Origin of the sequence: Bacillus thuringiensis (assembly GCF_022095615.2) — a bacterium.
Lineage (GTDB): Bacteria > Bacillota > Bacilli > Bacillales > Bacillaceae_G > Bacillus_A > Bacillus_A cereus_AG.
Genome location: NZ_CP155559.1, coordinates 5,072,028 through 5,092,661, shown reverse-complemented (window position 1 = coordinate 5,092,661; position 20,634 = coordinate 5,072,028). Strand labels below are relative to the sequence as shown.

Genomic DNA, 20,634 nt, shown 5'->3' with positions numbered 1-20,634 from the left:
TGCATCCTTTTTATTCTGCGATTTTTTCTAAATTACCGTTTCGATCCATTCGGAAAGATGTTTGAGAACGTTCTTCGTCATCCATGACTGCCAACTTACGAGCGCGGTTCATAATGTTCATAAGTGTTTCGTAATCTTCTTGTACAGTATGAGATTGTGCTTCTAATTTTTCTAGTTTCTTTTCTAGTTCTTCATTTCGAAGGATTTGTGATTTAATTTCTTGTTTCAATCTCGTATTCTCGTTTTCAAGAGCTGTTACTTTTATATTTGAAGATCCGACTGTTTGTAAAAAATAAATAACATCTTGCATTGTCATAGAGCCTTTTGCAGCAGGAACAGTAGGTTCTTGATATGGAATAGCTTCTTTATATTGTACAATTGATTCCTCTTGCACGAATTCTTCATAGTCAGTTATCGAATCTGAAGCTGGTGGTGTATAAAGTAAACGTTTTTTAGCTTGTTCACCGCTTGCAGCACGCATTTTATCTTTACGATGTTTTTTTGCTAGTTGAAGAGCTTGTTCATAGCTATAGCGAACAACAGCATTCCAACGGAAACCACAGGCAGCCGATGTACGATTTAATTGATCACCCACTTCTTCAAATGCATTTAATTGAGTACTTCCTTCTCGAACGTGACGAAGTACGGTTTCAGCAAGTAATAAATCATCCTCATCTGTCCAAGCATCTTGTCTTACTTTCATAGATTCAACTCCCTTTCTTTTTATGAACTTCCTATTTTTATAATGGGCAAAAAAATGAGCTTTTATACAAAGCTTTTAAAAATATGGTAGATTTCGATGAAAGGTATAAATTTTGCCAAGAATGACGTAAGCTTCTGTAGGAGAACATATAAATATGTAGCATTATATGAAGAAAGAGCTTTATAGGGAAACTTGCAACGAGCTTCAAAGAGCGGTAAAATACCATTTAGTGTTTATTTTTAAATGTACTTGAGAAAAGTTTAAAATAGAGGAAGTGTTATATAATGGGGAACGAATTTCGTGTGTGTGATGATTGTCAGGCAACGAACGTTAAAACATTGATTCCGAAGTTGAAAAAAGTAGATTCATGTGCAACGATTGAAGTTGCGTGTCAGTCTTACTGTGGCCCTGGTCGTAAAAAATCATTCGCATTTGTAAATAATCGTCCAGTTGCGGCTCCAACGGAAGATGAATTAATTGTAAAAATTGAAGCAAAGCTAAATAAGTAAGAAAAAGAAGAGTGAACAGATTACTCTTCTTTTTTTATGCCCATAAGAGGAATGAGTTATTCTACGAAAATACAATTGAGTAGATTAACATTCAATGAAGGAGGGGCATTATCTATTCATTCAAATTTCAATTTATATAAATTTGTATTTCAAAATAATGGTTGACAGTCTTTTAAAGCGATAGGTAGAATAGAAGGTGTCTGATTCTGAGAATCATTATCAGGAAAAGAACAATTCATCTAATTTTTTTATTACTATTTGAGAATAAATTTCATTTCATTAAATATATGTTGTTGGTTAGGATGGTTGAGGGATGGAAGCGAGCGCAAGGAGTATAGAACAGCAAGATGTGAATGTTAAAGAGATTAAGAGCAGACCGCTCATTGCTTCTATTATTTTAATAGTAGGTACAATTTTGTTAGCTTTAAGCATGGCAGTTTCTATTTCGTTTGGAGCGGCAGATATTAGTTTAAAGACTGTATGGCAAGCTGTGTTTCAGTTTGACGGTTCTATTACGCATCATAACGTAATTCAAGAACTTCGCATGCCTAGAGCAATAGGGGGCGTAGTTGCAGGTGCCTTTTTAGCGGTATCGGGGGCAATTATGCAAGGTATGACGCGAAATCCACTTGCTTCTCCATCATTAATGGGGATTACAGATGGGGCTGTATTTGGGATTGCAATTATGTATGCATTCTTCCCTAATTCACCTTATTTAATGTTCGTTATCGCATCTTTTATTGGAGCAGCGTTTGGAGCGGCCATTGTATATGGTGTTGGGTCTTCTTCACCAGGTGGATTAACGCCTGTGAAGTTAGCTTTAGCAGGAGCGGCAATTAGTGCTTTATTAGGGGCCATTTCATCTGGAATTGCGTTATATTTCAACCTTGCCCAAGAGGTGAGTATGTGGAATGCAGGCGGAGTTGCTGGAGTGAAATGGGAAAGTATTAATATGTTAGTACCGATTGGTCTTGTTTGTCTCTTTATTGCGATTATAATGTCGAGGTATATTACAATTTTAAGCTTCGGTGAAGAAATTGCGATTGGACTTGGTCAAAATACGACATTAATTAAATTTATCGGAACAGTACTTGTTCTTGTGTTAACAGGTTCTGCAGTTTCTATGGCAGGATCGGTTGGATTTGTTGGTCTTGTAATCCCACATATGACTCGTTTCCTCGTAGGCTCAGACTATAGATGGGTTATTCCATGTTCTGCGGTCTTAGGCGGACTGTTAATTGAATGTGCAGATATGTTATCTCGCGTTATTAATCCGCCGTTTGAAACGCCAATTGGAGCAATTACAGCGCTAATTGGGGTTCCATTCTTCCTCTACTTAGCACGTAACGAAGGGAGAGGGAAAATGTGAGGACAAGTGTCTTAACAAAAAAGAACGTTTCGGTTTTAACAATTTTAGTAGGATTAATCGTTACTGTATTTTTAGTAAGTTTAAATACAGGGACATTTAAAATACCACCAATGGACGTATTGAAGTCATTGGTTGGACTTGGGGCTGACGATCAGTCTGTTATTTTATTTGAATTCCGTATGCCACGCATGGTTATTGCTATATTAGTCGGATCTGCTTTAGCGATGTCAGGTGCGATTTTGCAAGGGTTATCACGAAATCCACTTGCTGATCCAGGTATTATCGGTATTAACGCTGGAGCGGGATTAACAGTTGTTATATTCGTCTACTTTTTCTTCGGGAAAGTTGGGACTGGTACATTTTTATCTGTATTTATCCTTCCATTCTTCGCGTTAGTTGGTGCGATATTAGCAGCAGTTATTATTTATTTACTAGCATGGAAAGACGGCGTTTCATCAACGAGATTAATACTAGTTGGTATCGCTGTTGCAGCTGGGTTTGGTGCTGTTAGTTTAATTTTTTCTATGAAGATGACATCTAACGATTTCCGTTTTGCGACGATTTGGTTAGCAGGAAGTTTGTGGGGCACAGATTGGAAGTTCGTGCTAAGTGTACTTCCATGGATGGTTATTTTCTTGCCACTTGCTATTAGTAAGGCGCACATATTAAATGTAATGAACCTAGGCGACTCTACAGCTGTTGGCCTTGGTGTAAATGTAGAAAAAGAAAGACGTAAATTATTATTTATTGCAGTTTGTTTAGCTGGTGCATCTGTCGCTGTTGCCGGAGGAATTGGTTTTATCGGTTTAATGGCTCCGCATTTGGCGAGGCGTCTTGTTGGTGGTAAACATCAAATTATGCTGCCTACTGCTGCACTAATAGGGACGTTTTTACTTTTATTCGCAGACGTAATTTCAAGAAGTGTGTTAACAACTTCAGAAATACCGGTCGGTCTTGTTATTTCTGTAATTGGTGCACCATATTTCATATACTTACTTATGAGGACAAAATAAAGGGAGGCTTTTTGTATGGCAACTTTAGCGGTTGATGCGGTATCTGTTGGCTATAATGAAGGGTTAATTATTGATGGATTAACAGTTGAAATTCCGGAAGGGAAAATTACAACAATTATTGGACCAAATGGTTGTGGGAAGTCCACATTATTAAAAACGGCTTCTCGTATTTTGAAGGCGAAAAAAGGTACTGTTTACCTTGACGGAAAAGCAATTGAGAAACAACCAACGAAAGAAATCGCAAAGAAAATGGCGATTTTACCACAGACTGCAGAAGTGCCAACTGGCCTTACTGTGTTTGAGCTTGTTTCATATGGACGCTTTCCTCATCAAAAAGGATTTGGAACGTTGAAAGAAGAGGATTATCGTTACATTCATTGGGCACTTGAAGTGACGGGAATGACAGAATTCGCAAATCGTCCAGCAGAGGCGTTATCAGGTGGGCAACGTCAACGCGTATGGATTGCGATGGCTCTTGCACAAGGAACAGAATTACTTGTATTAGATGAACCGACAACGTACTTAGATATGGCGCATCAATTAGAAGTATTAAACTTATTGAAAAAGTTAAATGAAGAAGAAGGTAGAACGATTGTTATGGTTATCCATGATTTAAACCATGCTTCTCGTTTTTCAGATCATATGATTGCATTAAAAGCAGGTAAGTTAATGAAACAAGGAACGCCAGACGAAGTGATGACGAGTGAAACACTTCGTAACGTATTTGAGATTGAAGCTCAAATCGTTCCATGTCCAGTAAATTGTAAGCCAATTTGTTTAACATACGATTTAATGATGATTAATAATCAATTACGTAAAAAAGCATAATTAGACCCCCCTCATAGAGAGGGGGACTTCTAATGGACGTTGAGCTTCTTATATACGAATGGGAAGTTGAACGCCCTTTAGAATGGGTCAATAACAACAATTAATAAGTATATATTGATTGAATGTTATCCTCGTTTCTTATAGTTCATTGTAACTTATAAGAGAAATACAGCTAGAAGGAGTGGGAACATGAAGAATTTTAAAATGGCACTATTAGCAATGGTACTAGTCGTTACTTCTGTACTATTTGCAGCTTGTTCTAACAAAGAAGAAGCGAAGAAAGCAGATGCGAAGGATGCGAAAACTGAAGAGCGCACTGTACAACATGTAAAAGGGGAAATTAAAATCCCTGCAAATCCAAAGAAAATTGCTGACCTTAGTGGTTCAACAGAAGAATTATTAATTTTTGGTATGAAACCAATTATTACTGCTAATACATCTCAAGAAAAAATTGATGCACATATTGAAAAGAAATTAAAAGACGTAAAACCAGTTGGCTCTGCTTGGGGCGATAAAATTAACATCGAAGCAGTAGCTGCTGCAAAGCCAGACTTAATTCTTGTAAACAATCGTCAAGAAAAGATCTATGATCAATTATCTAAAATTGCACCAACAGTTATGTTAAAAACTCCATTAGACCAATGGCGTCCAAAATTTGAAGAAGTAGGTCAGATCTTCGGTAAAGAGAAAGAAACAAAAGAATGGTTCAAACAGTATGATGAAAAAGCAAGCAAATTACATGACAAAATCGTTGCGAAAACTGGCGATGCAACATTCATGAAAATGGCTGCATATCCAAATGCTTTCCGTGTATACGGTGACTACGGTTACGGTAGCGTAATCTTTAATGACTTGAAATTACCAGCAGTTAAAGGTACACCAACGGATAAACCATTAGTACAAGTACAAAAAGAAGCTTTAATCGATTACAACCCAGATTACCTATTTGTATTTACAACTGGTGACGGTTCTCAGCGTCTAAAAGAATTCCAAGAAGAATCAATTTGGAAAAATATGAATGCTGTTAAAAACAACCACGTATTTACAATTAAAAACGAAGACTTAAACAAAGGTTACTTCCCTCTAGGTAAAGAAATGATCTTAGATGAAGTTGCTGAATTCGTTTTAGGGAAATAATGTATAAAGAAAAAATCACTTTTACTTCGGTAAAAGTGATTTTTTCTTTATATAAGGGCAATTAATATAGTCTTTCATTTCTTTCTGTTTCCTATTTCGTTTATAATATATAGTAAGAATGCAGTAAAGAAAGGGGGATGTCGGAAGGTGGTATATTTAAACGACAAACTCAGCGAAACAAAAGTGTTTAAAGACCCGGTACATAAATATGTGCACGTGCGCGATCGTGTTATTTGGGATTTAATCGGAACGAAAGAATTTCAACGCTTGCGCCGTATTAAGCAGCTTGGAACGACATTTTTTACATTTCACGGTGCAGAGCATAGTCGCTTTACTCATTCGTTAGGTGTATATGAAATTATTCGTCGTATGATTGATGATGTGTTTGATGGCAGACCGAACTGGAATGCTGAAGATAGATTGTTATGTTTATGTGCATCCTTACTTCATGATGTCGGTCACGGCCCATTTTCTCACTCGTTTGAAAAAGTATTTTCATTAGATCATGAGAAATTTACGCAAAAAATTATCGTTGGAGATACGGAAATTAATCGCGTATTAAGTCGTGTGGATAAAGACTTTCCACAAAAGGTGGCCGATGTAATCGCAAAAACATCTACTAATAAATTAGCGATTAGCATGATTTCCAGTCAAATTGATGCGGATCGTATGGACTATTTATTAAGAGATGCGTATTTCACTGGCGTAAAGTATGGAAATTTTGATATGGAACGTATACTGCGTGTCATGCGTCCATACGGCAATCAAGTAGTTATTAAAAATAGTGGTATGCATGCTGTTGAGCATTATATTATGAGTCGTTATCAAATGTATTGGCAAGTATATTTCCACCCGGTAACGCGCAGTGCCGAAGTTATTTTAACAAAGATTTTACACCGTGCAAAATCATTGCACGAGAAGTATTATACATTTAAAAATCATCCGGTTCATTTCTATTCTTTATTTGAAGAAGAAGTAACAGTAGAGGATTATTTAAAGTTAGACGAGAACGTTATGTATTATTACTTCCAAGTATGGCAAGACGAAGAAGATCCAATTTTAAGTGATTTATGTCGTCGTTTTATGAATCGAAACTTATTTAAATATGTAGAGTTTACAGATCAGCACGGTTTAGATAATTGGATGGAATTAAGTAGTTTATTTAAAAAGATTGGGCTTGATCCAGAATACTATTTAGTAGTTGATTCAACATCCGACTTACCGTATGATTTTTACCGTGCTGGTGAAGAAGAAGAACGTCTGCCAATCTTACTTCTTATGCCAAATGGGGAGCTTAGAGAGCTTTCACGTGAATCGGATATTGTTGAAGCAATTACTGGCAAGAAGAGAAGAGATCAAAAATTATTCTATCCGCATGATTTAATCTATGAAGATGGAAGAAAAGGAAAATATAAAGAGAGAATCATCGAGTTACTAGAAGGAAAAAAATAAGAAGCAGCTAAGAGCTGCTTCTTATGAAAGAACTTGAAATTATTTGTCGCTTAAGCGTTTTCCGCCAACTGCATAATGATTTTTAGACATTTCTTCGATGAAAACAACGATGTTTTCTTCAGGAGCACCAGTTGTTTCGCTTACTGCTGCTGTTACTTTCTCAGCAAGAGCTTTCTTTTGTTCTTCTGTGCGTCCTTCTAGCATTTTCACTGTTACGTATGGCATATATAATCGCTCCTTTTATGTAAGTTACACTCTTATTATAGCGGATTATGGGGAAGAACAATCGAAAAAACAAATATTTTCTTTTTTGGACATATTGAAGAGGAGTTGGAGTATGGATCAGTTATTTAGATATCCATTGCAAGAAATCCCGTTGGTAGCAATGGCGATTATTATTGCATTATCAGTGCATGAATTTGCGCATGCATATGTTGCATATAAATTTGGAGACGATACAGCAAAGAGGCAAGGCCGTTTAACTTTATCACCGATGGCACACTTAGATCCTATCGGGATGATTGCTGTATTAATTCTCGGTTTCGGTTGGGCAAGACCGGTACCAGTTAATCCGTATAATTTTAAAAGACCACGTCTTGCGGGAATATTAGTTTCGATTGCAGGGCCAATTAGTAATTTAATTTTAAGTGCGATTGGTTTAATTATTTTGTATAGCTTAATAGTATTCGGAATATTTGATGCAATTCCAGTTGCAGTAGCTGATACATTAGAGAGATTCTTTGAACTCTTTATAATGTTAAATATTGTTTTACTTGTATTCAACTTATTACCAATCCCACCACTTGATGGATATCGCGTCGTGGAGGATTTAGCGCCAGCAAATATTCGTGCGAAAATGACGCAATATGAAAAATATGGAGCAATTGCGTTATTAATTCTCGTTATTACACCGCTTAGCAATTACACAATCCAACCTATTTTCCAAGTAGTTATTCCGCATGTATTAATGTTTTTACAAAATATCATTGCGCCTATTTTCAGGCTTTTCTAATCAGTAAGCGAGGAGGACTTTACATATGACAGAGAAAAAGAAAAAAATCGGTTTTAATATCGTGAAAAATGATTCAACAGATGGACATGGTGGTTTTGGCGTTGGGGCATTAAGTCTAGAAAACATTTCACCTGTATTTGTCGATGTACTAGAGAAAACAGCATTTGTTGATATCGGTGCGATGCATGCGCGTAGTACAGTCGAAAAAGGTATTAAGTTTTTAACAAATAAAGATGAAGTTCCGAACGGAAAACCATTTTGGCTTGTGTGGGTAACGATTGAAAGAACGGCGACAGGTGCTTATTATGCAGGTGTAACAGCTTGTGAAATGACAGTTGACCGTGAAATTCGCCGCGGATATAAATCACTTCCAGAGCACGTAAACAAAATGGATAAATCAATGAAGCGTCACATTATGGTTGACCATATGGATGAATCATCTAAAAAAGTACTTGGTACGTTCTTGAAAGAACATAATGAAGCAATTTGGAACGAATCTAGTGAAGAATTGCGCCGTGCATTATTAAGTGAATAAAAAATAGCTGACGGATGCCCGTCAGCTATTTTTTTTACCAAGGAAGATATTTTTTCCACCAACTTGTTTTTTTCTTTTCTTCAGTTGTCTTTTCAAATTCTTCTTTATCATCAACATGATCCATACAATATTCAGTTGGTTCTGTACCTTTTGCGAAATACATTTTAACTGAAATGGGACAGTTTTTTGTAGCAATTTTTCCGTTTTCAGGGTTAATATTGACTGCAACGACGTCACTTGGTTGTTTAAACTCTTTTTTAGGTTGTCCATCTAAGCCTTTTTCCATCGTATCGGTCCATATTCTTTTTGCGTAGCCTTGTTCTGCTACATTTGAAATTGATTTAGGTTGATCGTATCCAACCCATACACCAGTGACGATTTGCGGGGTAAATCCAATCATCCAACTATCTGTTTCAGTAGAACCAGACTTTCCAGCATATGTTCTTGATAGCTTTGATAGCATCGATTGACCAGTTACAGCAGCGTAACTGCTTAGTTTTTTATTAAACATGCCCGTCATCATTTCTTCCATCACAAACGCTTTGCTCTTATCAAGAATTTGCTTACTTTCCAAATGAGCATCGTATAACATATTTCCTTCATGGTCCATAATGCGGCGAATAAACACTGGTTTTACTTCTTTTCCACCGTTTGCGAACATGCTATAAGCGTTAACCATTTCAATTGGTTTTACAGGAGATGTACCGAGAGCAAGAGACGGAACATCTTTTAATGCGGTAGTAATACCGAATTGCTTCGCTGTCTTTGTAAGAATGTCTTCGCCTAAAAATAAATTGGTCTTCACGGCATATACGTTATCAGAGACCGCAAGAGCTTGCGCCATTGTTACAAAATCGTCTGCATAATAGTCTTTATAGTTTTTCGGTTTATACTTGGAAACACCGTCACCTAAAGTAAATACGGTATATTCGCTTTTTAAGCGCGTAGCAGGGGTGAATCCTCGTTCTAATGCCGCGTAATACAGGAATGGCTTAAACGTAGAGCCGGGCTGTCGAGCAGCCTGTGTAGCCCTGTTAAATTGACTTGTATTATAATCAGTTCCACCAACAAGGGCAGCTACTTCACCTGTTTTTGGATTCATAGAGACGAGCGCAGTTTGTATGTTTGTTGTGTCGGGTATGTGATCTTTTACAGCTTGCTCTGCGACCGATTGTAATTTAGGGTCTAGCGTTGTATAAATACGCAAACCACCTTTTTGTAATGCTTGTTCATCTAATCCGATATCACGAAGAAGAGAAGCTTGTACAGCATCTTGGAAATAAGGTGCGACCTCTGCCACTTTTTTCGTATCCAATGAGGCGAAAGTTAGTGCCTCTTTCTTCGCTGAAGTTGCTTGTTTCTTTGTAATGTAACCTTGTTCTACCATTTCATCTAATATGAGAGATTGTCGTCCTTTCGCGCGATCCTCTTTTAAAAAGGGAGAGTAGACACTAGGTCCTTTCGGAATACCTGCGAGCATACTAGCTTCAGCTAATGTTAGTTCTTTTGCTGTTTTATCGAAATATAGACGAGACGCAGCTTCGATTCCGTAAGCACCATGCCCGTAATAAATTGTATTTAAATATCCTTCTAAAATATGATTTTTATTATAGTTCACTTCAAGGCGAATTGTGTACATCGCTTCTAATAGTTTACGTTTCCACGTTTTATCATGATCTAAGTATAGGTTACGAGCATACTGTTGTGTAATCGTACTAGCACCTTGGACTTTTGCCATCGCTTTTAAATCGGCAACAATAGCACCAGCAATACGTTTCATGTCAAAGCCATGATGTTTGTAGAATCGTTGATCTTCGATAGATAGTGTCGCCTCTTTTACATAAGGAGAGATTTCATTGAGAGATACATTGTAACGTTTTTGCATTTCATTACTTTGTCCGATAACAGTGTCATCATTAGCGTAAAAGACACTTGTTTGCGGGACAGCAACAGGAGGAGGTCCCATAATTTTTGCAACTATAATAATAACAAAAAAGGAAAAAACGAAAAAAAGAACAGAAGAAAACATTACGGTGAAGAAAAGACGTTTATATTTTTTAAGTTTCGGATTCATAGTTTGATCCATCTTTTTCAGCCCCTCAATACTAATACAAACATTATTGTATTAGTATTGAGGGTTTTCGATTATTTTAAACAATGAAATTTCGAAAACAAAAAGCTCCTTCAATTAAGAAAGGAGCTCAAAAGCACGTGCTGGCCAATCGGTAATAATGACATCTACGCCATAGTCAATCATAGTTTGTAAATCTTTGTATTCGTTAATTGTATAAGGGCGGAAAACGTACCCTTGTTTTTGCGCTAGTTGAACAAATTCCTTTGTTAGCAGTTGAAAGTTTGGGTGTAAACCAGTTGTTTCTCTAGTTTTTGCTTCAGCGATAGCATCAGCAAGTGGTGTATCATATAAAATCGCTCTTGGGATCTCAGGAGCAATCTCTGCTAATAATGAAACAGATTCGTGGTTAAATGAGGAGAATACAATTTGATTTGATAGATGATATTCTCGAACAAGAGCCACAACTTTTTCTTCAATATTTGGATAGTGAATCACGTCTGTTTTTAATTCAATATTGAGTTGTAAACTTGTTGTAGATAGCCAAATGAATACTTCGCGTAATGTTGGGATTTTTGCTTCATGGAAAGAAGGGTCTTTATGGCTGCCAGCATCTAAAGCTTGTAATTCCGCTACCGTTTTTTCAGAAACAAGACCGATGCCATTTGTTGTGCGATCTACCGTTTCATCGTGAATTACGACAAGTTCACCATCTTTTGATAGGTGGACATCAAGTTCAATTCCATGGGCACCAACGCGTTCTGCTTCTTGGAAGGCAATCATCGTATTTTCTGGATGTGTTCCTTTTACCCCGCGGTGAGCGAAAATAAGTGGTTTATTCATACGGAAATCTCCTTATCGTTTCTTTTCTTTCATTATGAAACTGCTTTTGGAAAAATACAATTGAATGGGATAAACATTTACAAAAGTCTAACAGTTGCACAAAAGTTAACGTTAACGTAAAATGTAATAATCGAGTGAAGGGAGGAATAAACATGTATAAAATTGATGAAGTCACAAAGCAAGTTGGTTTAACAAAACGTACACTTCGTTATTATGAGGAAATTGGTTTAATTCATCCCCCTGAACGTAGTGAGGGGAACATTCGCCTGTATACAGACGAGGATATAGCTAGAATTAAAAGAATTGTGGAAGCGAAAGAAGTGTTAGGGATTACGCTTCAAGAAATGCAACATTTCTTATCATTAAAAGAAAGAATGGAGCAAAGAAGAAATAGTGAGAATCCCCGTGACCGTGAAGTGATTCAAGAAATTAAAGAGATGCTTGAAAAACAAGTGCAAACGCTAGACGAGAAAATGGAGCAAATGCAGCGTGTGAAGGCAGAGTTACAAGAAAGTTTAAATCGAGCAGTTATATTTTTAGAGAATACAAAAGGAGAGTAATCAAAATGGAGAGCAAACAAAAACTAGGGAGATTGATTACAGTGGTGGCTACCTTCCTTGCCTTTTCGGGTATAGGGGTAGTCGACCCAATCTTACCAAGCATCGCTGAGCAAATTGGTGCATCGCATTGGCAAGTAGAGATGTTATTTACAGCATATATTTTAACGATGGCAATTATGATGTTACCAGCTGGAATATTCGCATCGAGATTTGGTGATAAACGAATGATGACGATTGGTCTTGCGATCGTAACTGTATTTGCGTTTATATGTGGTATATCGCAAACGATTGCTCAATTATCTCTTTTCCGTGCGGGATGGGGATTAGGAAATGCGATGTTTTTCGCAACGGCGATGACATTATTGATTGCATTAAGTAAAGAAGTTCATGAAGCAGTAGGATTATATGAAGCAGCTATCGGTTTAGGGATGGCAGGCGGACCACTATTAGGCGGGATATTAGGTGGACATTCTTGGCGTTACCCATTTTTTGCGACGAGTATTTTAATTTTCTTAGCATTTATTTTAGTTTTCTTTTTTGTAAAAGAGCCGGAGCGAAAAGTGAAGCGTAAAGCGGCAGGCGTAGGTGAATTACTTAACCTGGTGAAATATAAACCGTTTATGCAAGGTGCAATTTCAGGAATGTTATACTACTATGGATTTTTCGTTGTGTTAGCATATTCACCACTGATTATGCATTTATCTGCTATTCAATTAGGATTTGTATTTTGCGGATGGGGATTAGCGTTAGCTTACGGTTCTGCAATTTTAGCTCATAAGCTAGAAGGTAAATATGAGCCGAAAGCATTGTTGAAGGGTAGTTTACTCGTATTTGCGCTTTTCTTAATCGCACTATTCTTTGTGAAAGTTATGTGGTTACAAATTGTATTAATTGTTCTATCAGGATTAGCGTCGGGATTAAATAATGCATTATTTACAAGTTATGTAATGGATATTTCACCTTATGAAAGATCTGTTACATCAGGTGTTTATAACTTCGTTCGTTGGTTAGGTGGCGCAATTGCTCCAATCTTATCAGGAATCATCGGCCACACTGTTTCACCACAAAGTCCGTTTTTAGTTGGTGGAATTGTCGTGTTAGTCGGTTGTGTAATGATTTTAATTCCGATTCGAAAACCGGTAGAAGTAGAGAGAAAAGCCCTTTCTTAAGAAAGGGTTTTCTTTATACATATATGTTAGAACCCTCTGACTAAAATATATTTTCGGTATTTTTGTACTTTTAACTATACTTTTTGGATGTTTTGTTTTATTTTTGTTAGGGGACATTAATGATGTCCCTATTATAAATTTGCATTGAAAGGCGTGATTGTACGATGGAACTATGGTTCACTGAAAAACAAACAAAACATTTTGGGATTACTGCGCGTATTAACCGCACATTACATACGGAGCAAACAGAATTCCAAAAACTTGATATGGTTGAAACGGAAGAGTTCGGAAACATGCTTATTTTAGATGGCATGGTTATGACAACAGAAAAAGATGAGTTCGTTTATCATGAAATGGTAGCGCACGTACCTTTATTTACACATCCAAACCCTGAAAACGTATTAGTTGTAGGTGGTGGCGATGGCGGTGTTATTCGTGAAGTGTTAAAACACCCAAGTGTAAAGAAAGCAACTCTTGTTGAAATCGATGGAAAAGTAATTGAGTACTCTAAACAATACTTACCATCAATTGCAGGCGCATTAGATAATGAGCGTGTAGAAGTAAAAGTAGGAGACGGTTTCCTACACATCGCAGAAAGTGAAAATGAATATGACGTAATTATGGTAGATTCTACTGAGCCAGTAGGCCCAGCAGTAAACCTATTTACAAAAGGCTTCTACGCTGGAATTTCAAAAGCGTTAAAGGAAGATGGTATTTTCGTTGCACAAACGGACAACCCTTGGTTTACACCAGAACTAATTACAACTGTATTTAAAGACGTAAAAGAGATCTTCCCAATTACTCGTTTATACACAGCGAACATTCCAACTTACCCAAGCGGTCTTTGGACGTTCACAATTGGATCTAAGAAACATGATCCATTAGAAGTAAGTGAAGAGCGTTTCCACGAAATCGAAACGAAATACTACACAAAAGAATTACACAATGCAGCATTCGCATTACCGAAATTTGTTGGCGATCTAATTAAGTAAGAGAATCGTATTGAACAAATAAAGTGTAAGTAGCTCATTTAAGGTGTTTGTCCAGAAGGCTTGAACATGCTAGCTATTTACACTTCTGTAAAGAAAATCGTCTTCTTATTGTTAAAAAAGAAGACACCGGTAAATCGAGAAAGAGGAGCAGCTCGCTCCAAATTTGAGAAATATGAAAGGTTGGGATACCTTAAGTTCCACATAAGGAGGAAAAGAATATGCGTTTTGATGAAGCTTATTCAGGTAAAGTATTTATTAAAAGTCATCCAAGTTTTGAAGAGTCAAAGGTAGTTATTTACGGGATGCCTATGGATTGGACAGTAAGTTACCGTCCAGGATCTCGCTTTGGCCCTGCACGTATTCGTGAAGTATCAATCGGTCTTGAAGAATATAGCCCATATTTAGATCGTGAACTAGAAGAGGTAAAATATTTTGATGCGGGCGATATCCCATTACCATTCGGAAACGCACAACGCAGCATAGATATGATTGAAGAGTATGTATCAAAACTTTTAGATGCCGATAAGTTTCCACTAGGTCTCGGCGGTGAGCACTTAGTGTCTTGGCCAATTTTTAAGGCAATGGCAAAAAAATATCCGGATTTAGCTATCATCCATATGGATGCTCATACTGATTTACGAGAATCGTATGAAGGGGAGCCTTTATCCCACTCTACACCAATTCGTAAAGTGTGTGATTTAATTGGTCCGGAAAACGTATATTCTTTCGGTATTCGTTCTGGAATGAAGGAAGAATTCGAATGGGCAAAAGAAGTAGGTATGAACTTATATAAATTTGACGTATTAGAACCGTTAAAAGAAGTATTGCCGAAACTTGCAGGACGCCCAGTCTATGTCACAATTGACATTGACGTATTAGACCCAGCTCATGCTCCTGGAACAGGAACGTTAGAAGCTGGAGGTATCACATCTAAAGAATTATTAGATTCCATCGTAGCAATTGCAAATTCAAATATAAATGTAGTTGGGGCAGACTTAGTAGAAGTAGCTCCTGTCTACGACCATAGTGATCAAACACCAGTCGCAGCAAGCAAATTCGTGCGGGAAATGCTGCTCGGTTGGGTAAAGTAAAAGTGAAGCCGACTGTTTAGACCCGGTGACTAAGGTCCTTTCCTGCAAAAGGTGCTTTTTACCTTTTGGCAGGGAAGGTTCTTAGACGCAAGGGTCTAGAAGGCGTAACTGGATAAAGTAAAAGCGGAAGCGGCTCGTTCGGAATGTGAGGGGGATGGAGCTTCAGACGTAGAGGCGCTTTTTGCCTCGAAGGAAGAAGTGAAGCCACCGATCATTCTAGCCGCTGTAGCTGGATAAAATAAGGACCTCCTACATGAATAAGGGCCCTTATTTTTTTGTTATGTATCGGTAAGCCGATATATTAAAAAAAACATGGCGAGCCATGAAAAAAAGAGCTATTCTCAAACGATGAGAATAGCTCTTTTTCTTATGCAACCTTCTCTTCCGAAGCAATGCCGCGAATTTCATCAGCAGAACGAATTGGATATTTACGGAACACGATTGATCCGATGTATCCAACAATCGTGGTAACGATTCCACATAATATAGCAGCAATCGTTACTTTTACAACGTCATTAAACCCGAATAAGACAAGAAGTCCTGGGATTGGTGATGCTGTTCCTGGTGCATTATTAACGAGTTGGAACAGAGATGTAATAATACCAGCAAGTGCACCGCCAACGAAGTTTGTCGCATAAATTGGAATTGGATTTGCTGAAACAACATCGGCTTGTGTTAAAGGTTCTATTGCTACAGCGATTGTGTCTTTCTTTGAGCAAATTTTTAGTCGCTTAAAGAAAATAAAGTTCATTGGGGCTGAGGCTGCTACGGCAAGACTACCAATTGCCATTGGTAAACCTGTTAATCCAAGCATTGCAGTTAGTGCCATAGAACTTAATGGAGAGGTAGAAATAACTGTTATTAATCCACCAAGCATAATGCCCATAATGATAGGACTTTCTGTAGTTGCAACTGAAATCATAGAACCGATTTTACCAAGTGTTGCATTTACGAGCGGATCCATAAGCATGGCCATTCCGCGTGAGATTGGTGCAGCGATAAATAGGATTGCTAAAAACTCTATACCAGCCGGTAATTTCTTTTCGAGGAACTTTACGACGAAGGCACAGACGTATCCAGCGAAAAATCCTGGTAAAATACCGAACCCACTAGTAGCGATACCGATTAAAACAGCATATACGGGTGAAACACCGATTGCTAATGCGACTAAAATTGCCGCTGCGACGCCGCTCATACTACCAGAAGCTTCTCCTACTGATTGTAGAAATTCATTATGAAACATTTCTCCACCGATATAACGGTGAAATGCTTCAATAAGAAAACTAGCGATTGCTGCATTAGCTAAAGCACCCATTGCTTTCATGCCGTAAGGAGCACGGTAACTAAAAAGTGTAAATAGACAAAGTACAACAAGTAATAGTGCTAAACCTTGCAAGATAGCCATTTGAAAACTGTCTCCTTTGATTTTTGTAATAAAAATTCGTATCATTCAATAATAATATAAAAGTTTGTTAAACGGAAAATTTTTTTGATGGGAATTTGCTATAAAGGGAAAAACTCTTACAATAATGTAAGGAAAGTGTAAGGCGTTTCGATAGAGTATAGTATGTTGTTTTTCGTATAATACATGTATAGACATAAGGTTAGTGAGAAAGAAGTGCAAACAGGAGGCGCATTTATGAAATTGGTAATTAAAGTTTTAGCTGTGTTCGCCATTATTTTAGGAGGAACAGCATATTATTTAAACACAAAAACAGAAGGTGTACATGCTTTTGTAGACAACTTCTTTTCAAATAAAGAAATACAAGATTATTATGCGGTTATAGATAAAGGCGAGAAAAAAGATGGAGAATACTTGTACACTTTTAAAGGGTATACAGAAGACGGAAAGTTACAAGTTGTGAAAAGAATGATGAACCGTGAATTGCATACGGGGGCGTTTATAAAAATTTATGCAAAAGGTATGCAAGGAAAAGGATGGGCTGAAATCTCGAAAGAGTCAATTCCGCAAAAAGCGTTGGAAAAAATAGAAAAACCATAAAAGGAGCGACTCATTCGCTCCTTTTTTAGTGAGTTAAAATAGTGATAGATGTCTTTTCTTTATTAGAAATGATTTTTGCACGTCCACCAATGGGGAAAGTGAAAATCGGGGTTGTATGCCCGAAACTTGCGTTTGCAATGATAGGGATATGTGCAAGTTCAGGCTTTGAAGCAATCATTTCTTGAATGTCTTCTATCGTACATTCTGTTCCTTTTTGCATTCTTCCTATAACAATGCCTTTTACATGTTCAAAGTTAGGTAGCTGCATAAGAGAATGTAAATAACGATCAAAAGTGTTAAGGGTAGCTTTTCCAGTTAAATTATCCTCTTCAAGGAATAATATTTTATCCTGTAAGTTTGGCATATATGGTGTACCTTGTAGTAAATTCAATGTGCTCATATTACCACCGATAATCTCTCCAGTTGCTTCGCCTTCATGAATCGAAACATAACCTTCATTTTTAATAAATTTTCGATTTTCCTGATCGATGTACCAAGAATCATCGCTCCATGTTTCAGATGGTAGGACTTCAATAGGCTCATTAGAAGTTAAGCATTTTAAAAAGTAATTAGTCGTATACTCGAGCCCTTTCTCCATTCCAAATGAAGAGAAATGGGGGCCTGAATATGTAACAAGTTCTGTTTTTGTGTAAATTGCATTATTTAAAGCGGTAATATCAGAATAGCCACAGAAAAACTTCGGGTTTTCTCGAATTAAATCGTAATCGAGATGTTTCAATAAACCATTAGAGTTGTATCCACCAAGTGTTGTCAAAACGGCTTTTACATTAGGGTCTCTAAATGCATCATGAAGATCTTGAACACGTGAAGAAATAGAAGAGGAAGCAAATCGATCTATCTCATCAGCATATGTTGAGAATGTAACTTGAAAGCCCATGTCGGTTAATCTTTTTATAGCAAGCGCTTGGTTCGTATTTGAGACAATACTTAAACTACAAGAGGGTGAAATAACTCTAATTTCATCACCTTTTTTCAATTTTGTTGGCAGCACATAACTCACCTCTTTAAATGAAAGAATATTTAGATTTAAAAAACATTTTATCATATGAAATAAAGTGGAAGTGAATTATTTTTTGAAATGGAGTTTTCCTGATTTTTCAGCAGACAGACAGAGGTTTTTTTTGATATGATAGGAAAAGTGATTTATTATAAGTAGTATTTAATATCTATAACATTTGAAAGGTGTGCAAGACGTGGAGAAACAACTTGCAGGCTTGCCGGTACACGTTCATTTCGTAACAGAAATCCGTGAAGGGGCGAGGAAAGAAACCGTTGCTTTTGAAGCAGATGGTCAATACTATGTAAAAGGTCAAGGTACATATGTAACATTCCAAGAGCCGAACGAACAGGGCGAAGTGAAAACAATTATTAAAATTCAAGGTGAACAAGTTCTCATTATGCGTTCAGGTGCTGTTTCAATGCGTCAAACGCATGTGAAAGGTGAATGGACAACTGGTACGTATACGAGTGAACTTGGTACGTTTGCATTGCAAACGAAAACTGATAACGTTCTTTTTAAATGGTCGGATGAAAAGAAAAAAGGACAGCTCTTCTTAACGTACGTATTGCTTCTAAGTGAACAAGAAGCTGGCAGATATACAATTACACTTAATTTGAAGGAGGCAAAATAATGAATTCTTTAGAACAAGTAAAAGGATTAATTAAAGAAGAAATTCAAGCTGCTGTATTAAAGGCAGAATTAGCGACAGAAGAACAGATTCCCAACGTTGTATTAGAATCTCCAAAAGATAAAACAAATGGTGACTTCTCTACAAATATGGCAATGCAACTTGCACGCGTTGCGAAAAAAGCACCTCGTATGATTGCAGAAGAATTAGTTGCAAACTTCGATAAAGCAAAAGCTTCTATTGAAAAAATTGAAATCGCAGGACCTGGTTTCATTAACTTCTACATGGATAATGGCTACTTAACAGACTTAATCCCAACAATCGTTAACGCTGGCGAAGCTTACGGTGAAACGAATACTGGTAAAGGTGAAAAAGTACAAATTGAGTTCGTATCTGCGAACCCAACAGGTGACCTTCACTTAGGACATGCACGTGGTGCAGCAGTAGGTGACACTTTATGTAACGTATTAGCAAAAGCAGGGTATGATGTATCTCGTGAGTACTACATTAATGACGCTGGTAACCAAATTCATAACTTAGCTCTTTCTGTTGAAGCTCGTTACATGCAAGCTTTAGGTCTAGAGAAAGAAATGCCAGAAGACGGATACCATGGTGCGGACATCATTGGAATCGGCAAGCTTTTAGCAGAAGAATTGGGTGATCGTTATGCAAAAGCTGATGCAGAAGAAAGCTATGAGTTCTATCGTTCATACGGTTTAAAATATGAGTTAGCAAAACTTCAAAAAGACTTAGAAAGCTTCCGTGTTAAATTCGATGTATGGTTCTCAGAAACATCATTATACAAAAACGGAAAAATCGATGCTGCACTTGCAGTATTAAAAGAGCGTGACGAGATCTTTGAAGAAGGCGGTGCAACTTGGTTCCGTTCTATGACTTACGGTGACGACAAAAACCGTGTATTAATTAAAAATGATGGTTCTTACACATACTTAACGCCAGATATCGCTTACCACCGTGATAAATTAGAGCGTGGTTTCGATAAGTTAATCAACATTTGGGGTGCTGACCACCACGGTTACATTCCTCGTATGAAAGCTGCTATTCAAGCACTTGGTTACGATAAAGAAACACTTGAAGTGGAAATCATCCAAATGGTACAACTGTACCAAAATGGTGAAAAAATGAAGATGAGTAAGCGTACAGGTAAAGCAGTTACACTTCGTGAGCTTATGGAAGAAGTAGGCGTGGACGCAATGCGTTACTTCTTCGCAATGCGTAGCGGTGATTCTCATTTAGATTTCGATATGGACTTAGCTGTATCAAAATCGAATGAAAACCCAGTATACTATGCACAATATGCTCATGCTCGTGTATGCAGTATCCTTCGTCAAGGTGAAGAGTTAGGATTAGCTACAGGCGGAGACGTGAACTACAAACTTGTTACTTCTGAGAAAGAAGTAGAGTTATTGAAAAAACTTGGTGAATTCCCAGCTGTAGTTGCGGATGCAGCGCAAAAGCGTCTGCCACACCGCATTACAAGCTATGCATTTGAATTAGCAGCAGCATTACACAGCTTCTATAATGCAGAAAAAGTATTAAACCAAGATAACTTAGAATTAAGTAAAGCTCGCTATGAGTTAATGAAAGCAGTACGCACTACACTTCAAAATGCATTAGCAATCGTAGGAGTATCTGCACCAGAAAAAATGTAATTAAGAAAAGCGGAAGCGGCTCGTTC

The 20,634-nt window shown here is 37.4% G+C and carries 21 protein-coding genes; 15 read left to right on the top strand and 6 right to left on the bottom strand.

Translation table 11 applies throughout. From position 1 onward, the window contains the following. Window positions 1-10: 10 nt before the first annotated feature. Entirely contained in the window at window positions 11-703 is a 693-nt protein-coding gene (locus KZZ19_RS26385) for an RsfA family transcriptional regulator (protein ID WP_098342295.1), read from the bottom strand. Window positions 704-987: 284 nt separating this feature from the next. Here KZZ19_RS26385 and KZZ19_RS26380 point away from each other — a divergent pair, with 284 nt between their 5' ends. The 6 genes from KZZ19_RS26380 (at window position 988) to KZZ19_RS26355 (ending at window position 7,011) form a co-directional block, all read left to right on the top strand. After that, window positions 988-1,212, top strand: a complete 225-nt coding sequence (locus KZZ19_RS26380; protein WP_000526075.1) for a DUF1450 domain-containing protein — start codon at window positions 988-990, stop codon at window positions 1,210-1,212. Between the two features lie 313 nt (window positions 1,213-1,525). Beyond that, window positions 1,526-2,581: a FecCD family ABC transporter permease gene (locus KZZ19_RS26375; protein WP_061680058.1), complete on the top strand. Its 1,056-nt coding sequence runs from the start codon at window positions 1,526-1,528 to the stop codon at window positions 2,579-2,581. Beyond that, window positions 2,578-3,594 (top strand): FecCD family ABC transporter permease, encoded by a 1,017-nt coding sequence (locus KZZ19_RS26370; RefSeq protein ID WP_237981185.1) that lies wholly within the window; start codon window positions 2,578-2,580, stop codon window positions 3,592-3,594. The genes KZZ19_RS26375 and KZZ19_RS26370 overlap by 4 nt, the downstream gene beginning before the upstream one ends. Before the next feature lie 15 nt (window positions 3,595-3,609). Further along, window positions 3,610-4,422: an ABC transporter ATP-binding protein gene (locus KZZ19_RS26365; protein ID WP_000212061.1), complete on the top strand. Its 813-nt coding sequence runs from the start codon at window positions 3,610-3,612 to the stop codon at window positions 4,420-4,422. A 189-nt stretch (window positions 4,423-4,611) separates the two neighbouring features. Further along, entirely contained in the window at window positions 4,612-5,559 is a 948-nt protein-coding gene (locus tag KZZ19_RS26360) for an ABC transporter substrate-binding protein (RefSeq protein ID WP_237981186.1), read from the top strand. Window positions 5,560-5,706: 147 nt separating this feature from the next. Beyond that, complete coding sequence (locus KZZ19_RS26355; protein ID WP_088098538.1) at window positions 5,707-7,011, top strand: HD domain-containing protein; 1,305 nt, start codon at window positions 5,707-5,709, stop codon at window positions 7,009-7,011. A 39-nt stretch (window positions 7,012-7,050) separates the two neighbouring features. Here the strand turns inward: KZZ19_RS26355 and KZZ19_RS26350 are convergent, their stop codons facing one another. Then, window positions 7,051-7,236 carry a 2-hydroxymuconate tautomerase gene (locus KZZ19_RS26350; RefSeq protein WP_001147171.1) on the bottom strand — a complete coding sequence of 62 codons (186 nt, stop codon included), beginning with the start codon at window positions 7,234-7,236 and terminating at the stop codon, window positions 7,051-7,053. A 112-nt stretch (window positions 7,237-7,348) separates the two neighbouring features. Between KZZ19_RS26350 and KZZ19_RS26345 the strand changes: the two genes are divergently transcribed. Next, complete coding sequence (locus KZZ19_RS26345) at window positions 7,349-8,023, top strand: site-2 protease family protein (RefSeq protein WP_088098537.1); 675 nt, start codon at window positions 7,349-7,351, stop codon at window positions 8,021-8,023. Between the two features lie 25 nt (window positions 8,024-8,048). Beyond that, window positions 8,049-8,558 carry a YwhD family protein gene (locus tag KZZ19_RS26340; protein WP_000136683.1) on the top strand — a complete coding sequence of 170 codons (510 nt, stop codon included), beginning with the start codon at window positions 8,049-8,051 and terminating at the stop codon, window positions 8,556-8,558. 34 nt (window positions 8,559-8,592) lie between these two features. On the opposite strand, the gene KZZ19_RS26335 is transcribed toward KZZ19_RS26340, so the two are convergent. Both KZZ19_RS26335 and KZZ19_RS26330 read right to left on the bottom strand, forming a co-directional pair. Beyond that, window positions 8,593-10,644 (bottom strand): transglycosylase domain-containing protein, encoded by a 2,052-nt coding sequence (locus tag KZZ19_RS26335; RefSeq protein ID WP_237981187.1) that lies wholly within the window; start codon window positions 10,642-10,644, stop codon window positions 8,593-8,595. Window positions 10,645-10,746: 102 nt separating this feature from the next. After that, window positions 10,747-11,472, bottom strand: coding sequence for a glycerophosphodiester phosphodiesterase (locus tag KZZ19_RS26330; RefSeq protein ID WP_237981188.1), 726 nt, complete (start codon window positions 11,470-11,472; stop codon window positions 10,747-10,749). A gap of 152 nt (window positions 11,473-11,624) precedes the next feature. On the opposite strand from KZZ19_RS26330, the gene KZZ19_RS26325 reads away from it, so the two are divergent. The 4 genes from KZZ19_RS26325 (at window position 11,625) to speB (ending at window position 15,284) form a co-directional block, all read left to right on the top strand. Continuing rightward, window positions 11,625-12,032 carry a MerR family transcriptional regulator gene (locus tag KZZ19_RS26325; RefSeq protein WP_088098534.1) on the top strand — a complete coding sequence of 136 codons (408 nt, stop codon included), beginning with the start codon at window positions 11,625-11,627 and terminating at the stop codon, window positions 12,030-12,032. Window positions 12,033-12,037: 5 nt separating this feature from the next. Then, window positions 12,038-13,201 carry an MFS transporter gene (locus tag KZZ19_RS26320; RefSeq protein WP_088098533.1) on the top strand — a complete coding sequence of 388 codons (1,164 nt, stop codon included), beginning with the start codon at window positions 12,038-12,040 and terminating at the stop codon, window positions 13,199-13,201. 164 nt (window positions 13,202-13,365) lie between these two features. Further along, window positions 13,366-14,193: a polyamine aminopropyltransferase gene (gene speE / locus KZZ19_RS26315; RefSeq protein ID WP_000424696.1), complete on the top strand. Its 828-nt coding sequence runs from the start codon at window positions 13,366-13,368 to the stop codon at window positions 14,191-14,193. Between the two features lie 218 nt (window positions 14,194-14,411). Then, the gene (gene speB / locus KZZ19_RS26310; RefSeq protein WP_060632990.1) at window positions 14,412-15,284 is read left to right on the top strand and encodes an agmatinase; all 873 of its coding nucleotides are present in this window, start codon (window positions 14,412-14,414) and stop codon (window positions 15,282-15,284) included. Between the two features lie 367 nt (window positions 15,285-15,651). Here speB and KZZ19_RS26305 read toward each other — a convergent pair whose 3' ends face one another. Beyond that, window positions 15,652-16,689 carry a PTS sugar transporter subunit IIC gene (locus KZZ19_RS26305; RefSeq protein WP_088098530.1) on the bottom strand — a complete coding sequence of 346 codons (1,038 nt, stop codon included), beginning with the start codon at window positions 16,687-16,689 and terminating at the stop codon, window positions 15,652-15,654. Between the two features lie 234 nt (window positions 16,690-16,923). On the opposite strand from KZZ19_RS26305, the gene KZZ19_RS26300 reads away from it, so the two are divergent. After that, entirely contained in the window at window positions 16,924-17,286 is a 363-nt protein-coding gene (locus KZZ19_RS26300; RefSeq protein ID WP_061680051.1) for a YxeA family protein, read from the top strand. A gap of 25 nt (window positions 17,287-17,311) precedes the next feature. Here the strand turns inward: KZZ19_RS26300 and KZZ19_RS26295 are convergent, their stop codons facing one another. Beyond that, window positions 17,312-18,298 (bottom strand): S66 family peptidase, encoded by a 987-nt coding sequence (locus KZZ19_RS26295; RefSeq protein ID WP_237981189.1) that lies wholly within the window; start codon window positions 18,296-18,298, stop codon window positions 17,312-17,314. 202 nt (window positions 18,299-18,500) lie between these two features. On the opposite strand from KZZ19_RS26295, the gene KZZ19_RS26290 reads away from it, so the two are divergent. Together KZZ19_RS26290 and argS are read left to right on the top strand one after the other, a co-directional pair. After that, a complete protein-coding gene (locus KZZ19_RS26290) occupies window positions 18,501-18,938 on the top strand; it encodes a DUF1934 domain-containing protein (protein WP_237981190.1) in 438 nt (145 codons plus the stop codon). After that, window positions 18,938-20,608, top strand: coding sequence for an arginine--tRNA ligase (argS, locus tag KZZ19_RS26285; RefSeq protein ID WP_237981191.1), 1,671 nt, complete (start codon window positions 18,938-18,940; stop codon window positions 20,606-20,608). Before KZZ19_RS26290 ends, argS begins: the two co-directional genes overlap by 1 nt. Window positions 20,609-20,634: the final 26 nt, after the last annotated feature.